The following is an 8,437-nucleotide window of genomic DNA, read 5'->3' on the forward strand; positions in this document are numbered from 1 at the left end:
GTGGCCGCAAGCGGGCAGTGCGTCGCCAGTTGGGGAATCATTTGGGGCATTTGGGTGATCGTCTCCAGAGAATTCCGTCAGGTCCATCGGGACCGGAGGAGCCTGCGCAGGCAGGCATGGCTAGCCAGTTATCTCACCGGCGCCGAACTGCCCGCCGAAAACTTCACGTAGCGGCGAATCACCAGGCAGCTTGCCGGCGAATCGATAAGCGATACCGACGAGCCCGGCTGTTTCGCGTCGGTGTAGACCGTCATATGGGGCAGCAGTCGGGTCGACTGATAGCCGGCCAGTTCCTTTTTCGCGACCGCCGGACAGCCCATCGGCGCAACCGAAATACGTTCCGCCGATACCGAACAGGAACCGTCCGCCTCCGGCACGCCGGTTATCGACAGCGCGGCATTACCGGTCGGCAACCCCAGACCGATCAACGAGAAAACCACGCTGTTACCCGTTCGAGTGCGGTCCCAGTCGAACAGGACATCGTTTTGGCTCGCCCCCTGCACGCCGAGCGCGGAGAGCGCGGTCAGCGCCGGCAGACACTGCCTGACCCCGGCCGCCGTCGCAGCGAGCGCCAGCGAATTGCTTGAACCAGTCTGCGCCTGCGGAGCCAGCACGCCTTGCGCATAAGTGCTGGACGTCAGCAAAGCCAGGCCCGCTATAACCAGTTGGCACGCCATGCGTATTGATGTACGAAAGGGGTTCACCACGGCACTCGCGCCCAATGGTGATACGCCATCGATAAGGTGCGCGCTACCGGCAGCTTCGAAGTCGGCCAGTAAAACCCGCATGCGTTCAGGCGTTTTCATACAGCGCTGCAATCGCATCGGTGTAAATCCGCACATTGGCGTCGCTCTCGGGATCAAGTTTCGCGAGGAACGTCTGCGCGTTCTGCCTGTAAGCGTCGAAGTTTGCGTCGTGCGCAGCATACGCCTGTTGCAACGCGCGCCCCCCTTCCTCGCAATCGAATCCGTGGTAACGATATCCGCAGTTATCGATCAGGTGCGAGTTGTGGACAAGCGGATAGCCGCCGTACAGCGCTTCATAGTAGACATAGTTCTGCGCGTTTTCCCAATGATGGCTGACCACCACGTCGACGTCGGCGGCCACGACCCGGCAGAACGGAAAGCGCCCCTCGAACGAAGCCAGGCCATGCTTCACGATATCCAGCTTGCGGGCGAAGTCGTTGAAGCCCACGTGCTCCTTCATATGGAACGTGTTGTAAGCCCATACATGTTCGAGCATGTCGGGATTGGCGCGATGTGCGGCCTCGCAGGCAAGCAGCGGGATGAAACTCGTCTTCACCATACAGATGTTCGGCTCGAAGATGCCCGCGCGCCAGCGCCTGCGTCCGGGGCGATAGCCGAAGCTGACGCCATCCGGCAGACGCGCCGCTTCGCGCAACAACACGAGCGGACTCCACAAATGAGGCATCGTCCGTACCGGACAGCGGAATGTGCTCCGGAAATAGGGCACGCAGGTGTTTTCATACTCCGCCAGCGTCCATACCTCGTGATAGGGCGCACTCGTAATCAGCAGTCCGTGCGACTTGTCGAACACCATGCGCTCAATATCGATCACATAGTCATTGCCGACCCGCATCGACACGATCTTGCCGCCACGTTCGCGAAACGCCACCACCCACTCGCGTCCGAGTTGCGCGCTCATCTCGATCATCACGTCGAGCGTCGCGGCGGCTTCGTTCATGTCGATGAGCGGCACGGGGGAGTCGGCGAGAAAATTCTTCGCATCCGCGGGTTCGCCGTCACCACCGCCTGCCACCAGGAAAGTCGCCTCGACAAGCGGCGAGCGCATAAGCAGCATCACGAGAAAAATACAGTTCTGGTAGATGCCGTTTTCCCACACCGACTGCTCGCCCTTGCGAACATAAATCGACACGCCGACGCGCAATTTGCGGGGGCGGGACGCCACGTTTTTTTCGATGTTCATGGGCGACTCATAGCATGATCGGTAAAATTCGCGTCGCGGCACAAGTGCAACAACCTGGCGGCGTACGAGTCGAGATTGTGCTGGCCGAATGGATTGACGGCATCGAACACGCGGCGCGCGCGGGCGCGGTAATCGTCGAGATTGCTGTCGTGTTCGGCCGCCGCGCGGCGTAGTTGCGCCGCACCCTGCTGCGCGTCGAACTCGGGATAGTAGTAGCCCGCCTCCCCAAGCCACGGAGAATTGTGGATCAACGGGTAGTCGCCATAAAGCGCGTCCATATAACTGTAGTTCTGATTGTTCTGCCACTGATGCGACACCACTGCGTCCGCATACTGTGTCATGAAGCCGACAATATCGTGCCGTCCATGAAAGGTCGCCTTGTGCTCACGCACCAGATCGAGCGAGTTGGCGAAATGGAGCATGGTTGGATGATCTTTCACGTGTAACGTGTTGAGCACGTGGATGGCCGCTACCGTGGCGGGATCAGCCCGGTAAGCCTCATCGCAGACCAGCATCGGGATGATCGAGGTCTTTGCAACGGAAATGTTCGGCTCGAAAATCGCAATACGCAGGCCGGCCCGCTCGCCGGCATCACCTGCGACGCGGGGTATGTAACCGTATCGAACCCCCAGCACGCCGGCTACTTCCTGCACACGCTGCTCGATAAATTGCGGATGCCATAAATACGGAATCACATGCACCGGACAGCGATACATCACTCGCTGAAAACTAACGAAGTCCTGATACTCCGGCAGCAACCAGATTTCATCGAAACTGTCAGGACGAGCGCAAACGTTGGACCTGTTGAACAGGGCCGGCTCGGCAAGCCCGGCGAACGGCTGGCCGCAGCAGTAGTACACCACCTTCCTGCCGCGCGCACGCATCAGGTCGAGCCACTGGATGTCGAGCGCACCGCCCATTTCGACGATCACGTCGACTTCGTCGGTTGCGTCGGGAATCCTCATGATGCGCAGATTCCGCGAGCTCATGTCGACCTGTGACGGCATGGCAAGCTGGTCGCCGACGTCAATCAACGAGACAGACTGCACGAACGGCAACCGCTGAAATAGCTCGGCAAGAAAAATGACGTTCTGTCCCAGGCCGTTCTGCCAGATATTCTGGCCCTCGTGGGTCACAACGGAAATTCCGATACGCATGTTTGTTCACCAGATAAGCAAACGAACCCTCGCTTATCACGAGGGTTCGTTTGTGAGCCGCCCCTGACGGGCGGCCCTAGCACACCCCTGCTATGACGCGTGACGGCGTATCACCAAGAATAGCCCACACCAGCGTTGACCAGCACACGATTGGCACCGCTTGTGGCGCTGACGCCCAACTTGACGATCGTGTTCTGGGCGATTCTGGCACTGCCGCCAATCGCAAGTGCGGAATACCCTGCGTAGTTACCGACGCCGGCGCTGAGCTGGACCGTCTTGCCCGGCTCGACCTGCGGCAGCGCGGCCAGTGCACCGGCCATCGCGACACCCGAGTAGGCGTAGCGTGCAACGTTGTTCACGTTTTGCTGCAGACCCTGCAATTGTGAAACGTTCACCGCATCGGTCGGATTCACGCCCGGCGCAACGTTGGAGATAGTTCTCTCGTTGCCTGGCGAGCCGACCGAAACCGTGTTCGGATCGCTTGCAACAGAACCCGCTCCCAGCGCCACCGAGTTCGCGCCCGACACCACCGTATTAGCGCCCAACGCCGTTGAGTCCGCGGCGGACACGACTGCGTTGACGCCGATCGCCGTCGAGTTCGTCCCCGATGCCTGCGCGGCAGAGCCGATCGCGATTGTATTGGCGCCGCTTGCCTGCGAATTGCCGCCCATCGCAACCGATTCGCTGCCGGACGCTTTAGCTCCGCTGCCGGTCGAATTTGTCGAATCGAACGACGGCGACATCACGTTGTTCACGGGTGTCTGCAAGAATTGCTGGAACTGCTGGTCGATCGAACCCACCCTGGACTCGATCGCGAACAGTTGGCTGCCGTTGACCGCATCGGTACTGCTTGCCGTCACCGCCCCTGCGGCGACGTTGGTGAGCGTCACCGCGGCAGCGCCCGTGCCTCCGAACGTGACGCTCGTACGCGCGGCGTTGTCGTACTGCACGGCGTTGCTCGCCAGCGAAGCGACCGACTGCAACTGGCTGACGTTCACCGCATCAGTCGCCGCGACGCCTGCGGCGATGCCGGTGAGCAGGCGTGCGCCCGACGTGCCCGTGAAGTCGACCGTGTTGCCGCCGGTATTGGCACCGACCGTGATCGTGCCGTTGCCCGGTACTCCGCCGACTTGTTGCACAAGGCCGATCGAGCCGTTGGCGATTCCGCTCGCCAGTGCCGTCACGTTGCCGCTGGCGTTGGTCAGGCTAGTCGACAACGAGGCGACGTTGCTATCCGTCGTGTTCAGGCCAGTCGACAGCGACGCGACATTGTTGTTGGTCGTGCTCAGACCCGACTGCAGCGACGAGATGCCCGCCATGGTCGTGGTCGACAACGAGCTCAACTGACCAAAGTTCACCGCGTCGTACTGGTTTACGCCATTCGCGACGTTGGTCAGCGTGACTGGGTTCGACCCGGTACCTCCAAGCGTAATGCTGGTGCGGTCTGCATCGTCGTACATCAAGCCGTTGCTCGCGCCTGTCGATAGCGACGCCATAGTGCTACTGGTTGTGCTGAGCGTGGTCGACAGCGAGTTCAGGCTCGTTGACGTTATGGTGGACAGCGATGCGATGTTGCTGGCGGTCGTGTTGAGACCTGTTGACAGCGAGACCAGGCCCGTTGCGGTCGAGGTCGACAGCGATGCCACATTGCTGCTGGTCGTGCTCAGACCGGTCGACAGGGAACCCACTCCTGTGGACAGCGAGCTCAGGCCTGTTGCGGTCGAGGTCGACAGCGACGTGACATTGTTGTTCGTGTCGTCCAGACCCGTGGACAGCGACTCCACATTGCTGTTAGCCGTGCTCAGACCGGTCGACAGCGAACCCACTCCTGTGGACAGCGAGCTCAGGCCCGTCGCGGTCGAGGTCGACAGCGACGTGACATTGTTGTTCGTGTCATCGAGACCCGTGGACAGCGACTCCACATTGCTGTTAGCCGTGCTCAGGCCCGTCGACAGGGAACCTACTCCTGTGGACAGCGAACCCACTCCCGTAGACAGCGAACTCAGGCCCGTCGCGGTTGAAGTCGACAGCGACGTGACATTGTTGTTCGTGTCATCCAGACCCGTCGACAGCGACGCCACATTGCTGCTGGTCGTGCTCAGGCCGGTCGACAGTGAACCCACTCCTGTAGACAGCGAGCTCAGACCCGTTGCGGTCGAGGTCGACAGCGACGTGACATTGTTGTTGGTGTCATCCAGACCCGTCGACAGCGATACCACACTGCTGCTGGCCGTACTCAGGCCCGTCGACAGTGAGCCCACTCCTGTGGACAGCGAACTCAGGCCCGTTTCGGTCGAGGTCGACAGCGACGTGACATTGTTGTTCGTGTCGTCCAGACCCGTGGACAGCGACGCCACATTGCTGCTGGTCGTGCTCAGACCCGTCGACAGGGAACCCACTCCCGTGGACAGCGAGCTTAGGCCCGTGGCGGTCGAGGTCGACAGCGACTTGACGTTGTTGTTCGTGTCATCGAGACCCGTTGACAGCGACGCCACATTGCTGCTGGCCGTGCTCAGGCCCGTCGACAGCGAACCCACTCCTGTGGACAGCGAGCTCAGGCCCGTGGCGGTCGAAGTCGACAGCGACGTGACATTGTTGTTTGTGTCGTCCAGACCCGTGGACAGCGATGCCACATTGCTGCTGGCCATGCTCAGACCGGTTGACAGCGAACCCACTCCCGTGGACAGCGAGCTCAGGCTCGTGGCGGTCGAGGTCGACAGCGACGTGACGTTGTTGTTCGTGTCATCAAGACCCGTGGACAGCGACGCCACATTGCTGCTGGCCATGCTCAGACCGGTTGACAGCGAACCCACTCCCGTGGACAGCGACGCCACATTGCTGTTAGCCGTGCTCAGACCGGTCGACAGCGAACCCACTCCTGTGGACAGCGAACTCAGGCCCGTTGCGGTCGAGGTCGACAGCGACGTGACATTGTTGTTGGTGTCGTCCAGACCCGTCGACAGGGATGCCACATTGCTGCTGGTCGTGCTCAGGCCCGTCGACAGTGAACCCACTCCTGTGGACAGCGAACCCACTCCCGTAGACAGCGAACTCAGGCCCGTGGCGGTCGCAGTCGACAGCGACGTGACATTGTTGTTCGTGTCGTCCAGACCCGTGGACAGCGACGCCACATTGCTGCTGGTCGTGCTCAGACCCGTCGACAGTGAACCCACTCCCGTTGACAGCGAGCTCAGGCCCGTGGCGGTCGAAGTCGACAGCGACGCGACATTGTTGTTCGTGTCATCCAGCCCCGTCGACAGCGACGCCACATTGCTGTTAGCCGTGCTCAGGCCCGTCGACAGTGAACCCACTCCTGTGGACAGCGAGCTCAGACCCGTTTCGGTCGAGGTCGACAGCGACGTGACATTGTTGTTCGTGTCGTCCAGACCCGTCGACAGCGATGCCACATTGCTGTTAGCCGTGCTCAGACCGGTCGACAGCGAATCCACTCCTGTGGACAGCGAACTCAGACCCGTTGCGGTCGAAGTCGACAGCGACGTGACATTGTTGTTGGTGTCGTCCAGACCGGTCGACAGCGATGCAACGTTGCTGTTGGTCGTGTCAAGACCCGTCGACAGCGAGCCCAGCCCCGTCGAGGTTGTGGTCGACAGCGAGCTTAACTGACCGAAGTTCACCGCATCATATTGGCTTACGCCGTTGGCGACATTGGTCAGCGTAACTGGCTGTGACTCGGTACCTCCAAGCGTTATGCTCGTGCGGTCTGCATTGTCGTACATCACGCCGTTGCCAGCCCCTGGCGACAGTGACGCTAATGCGCTGCTCGTCGTGCTGAGAGTGGTCGACAGCGAAGCAACATTGCTATTGATCGTGTCGACGCCCGTCGACAGCGAGCTTAACTGACCGAAGTTCACCGCATCGTATTGGCTTACGCCGTTGGCGACGTTGGTCAGTGTAACGGGCTGTGACGTAGCACCTCCAAGCGTTATGCTCGTGCGGCCTGCATTGTCGTACATCACGCCGTTGCCAACCCCTGTCGACAGTGACGCTAAAGCGCTGCTCGTCGTGTTGAGAGTGGTCGACAGCGAAGCAACATTGCTATTGGTCGTGTCGACGCCCGTCGACAGCGAAGCGAGACCCGTCGAGGTCGTGGTCGACAGCAACGCAATACTGCTGTTGGTCGTGTTGAGACCCGTCGACAGCGAGCTGACGCCCGTCGACGCCGAAGTCGACAGGCTAGTCACGCTACTGTTGGTCGTGCTCAGCCCCGTCGAGAGGGAACTGACTCCCGTGGACAGGGAACTCAGGCCGGTCGACGTCGACGTCGACAAGCTGGTCACCTTGCTGTTGGCCGTGCTCAGACCCGTCGACAGTGAACCCACTCCCGTGGACAGCGAACTGACGCCCGTCGATGCCGACGTCGACAGCGAAGCTACATTGCTGTTGGCCGTGCTCAACCCCGTCGAAAGGGAGCTGACTCCCGCTACCCGTGAAGCCGCTTCCGACTGCAACTGGCTCACGTTCACCGCATCCGTCGGTGCCGCACCCGCCGCCACATTCGTCACACGGCGCTCCGCATTGGTCGAACCCACCGACACTTCACCATTGGCCGCCGACGCAGTACCCGAAAGCGTCGTCGAACCCGGGTTGTAACCCGCTGCTGCCAGGCTGGCCGTCGTCGTCGAACCAGCGCCCAGCGCGACCGAGTTCACCGCACTTGCATTGGCGCTCGCGCCAAGCGCGATTGCACCCAATGCGCCTGTCGAAGCGGAGTTACCGAACGCGATCTGGCCATTTGCGCCGTTGATGTTCGCCGTCGAAGCGTTCCGGCCAATGGCAACACTGTCACCACCGCCCGCGAATGCGCTTTCGCCCAACGCAAGATCGCCAGCATAGGTCGCCGTTGCGTTCTTGCCGATGGCAACGCTCGTCACCCCCGCGTTGTTTAATGCAGACGCGCCCGCGCCGATCGCGATCGACTGGCCGACCGCCTTTGCGTCGTCGGTGCCATCGTTCAGACCACCTGCCTGGAAGTAACGTGTTCCAGCATTATCCAGCGACTGCAGCTGGCTCACGTTCACCGCGTCGGTCGCGGCCGACCCCGCCGCCACGTTCGTCAGACGACGCTGCTGGCTCGACGATCCTACCGACACTTCGCCAGCCGCCGTGGTACCGCCGAGCGTCATCGAACCCGGGTTGTATGCACTGGCGCCAAGGTTGGCGGTCGTGACAGAGCCTGCGCCCAGCGCGACCGAGTTGGCCGCCGTCGCGCTCGCACCCGCACCGATCGCGCTGGCGTTGAGCGCGCTCGCCTGGGCGGCGCGGCCGAGCGCAACGGACTTACCCGCCGTCGCCGTCGCCGAGTCACCCAGCAC

At 61.4% G+C, this 8,437-nt stretch carries 4 protein-coding genes; all 4 read right to left on the reverse strand.

Going from position 1 to position 8,437, the window contains the following annotated elements; all coding sequences use genetic code 11:
• Positions 1 to 128: 128 nt before the first annotated feature.
• Positions 129 to 806, reverse strand: a complete 678-nt coding sequence (locus ABH945_RS27285; RefSeq protein WP_429252607.1) for a hypothetical protein — start codon at positions 804 to 806, stop codon at positions 129 to 131.
• Entirely contained in the window at positions 793 to 1,947 is a 1,155-nt protein-coding gene (locus ABH945_RS27290; protein ID WP_429252608.1) for a DUF2827 domain-containing protein, read from the reverse strand. Before ABH945_RS27290 ends, ABH945_RS27285 begins: the two co-directional genes overlap by 14 nt.
• Complete coding sequence (locus ABH945_RS27295) at positions 1,944 to 3,104, reverse strand: DUF2827 domain-containing protein (RefSeq protein WP_429252609.1); 1,161 nt, start codon at positions 3,102 to 3,104, stop codon at positions 1,944 to 1,946. The genes ABH945_RS27290 and ABH945_RS27295 overlap by 4 nt, the downstream gene beginning before the upstream one ends.
• Positions 3,105 to 3,214: 110 nt before the next feature.
• Positions 3,215 to 8,437, reverse strand: a 5,223-nt coding sequence (locus ABH945_RS27300) for a YadA-like family protein (protein WP_429252610.1), incomplete at its 5' end; no start/stop codon positions are given.

The sequence above is a fragment of the Paraburkholderia sp. GAS333 genome (genome assembly GCF_050435665.1).
Taxonomy (GTDB): Bacteria; Pseudomonadota; Gammaproteobacteria; order Burkholderiales; family Burkholderiaceae; genus Paraburkholderia; species Paraburkholderia fungorum_A.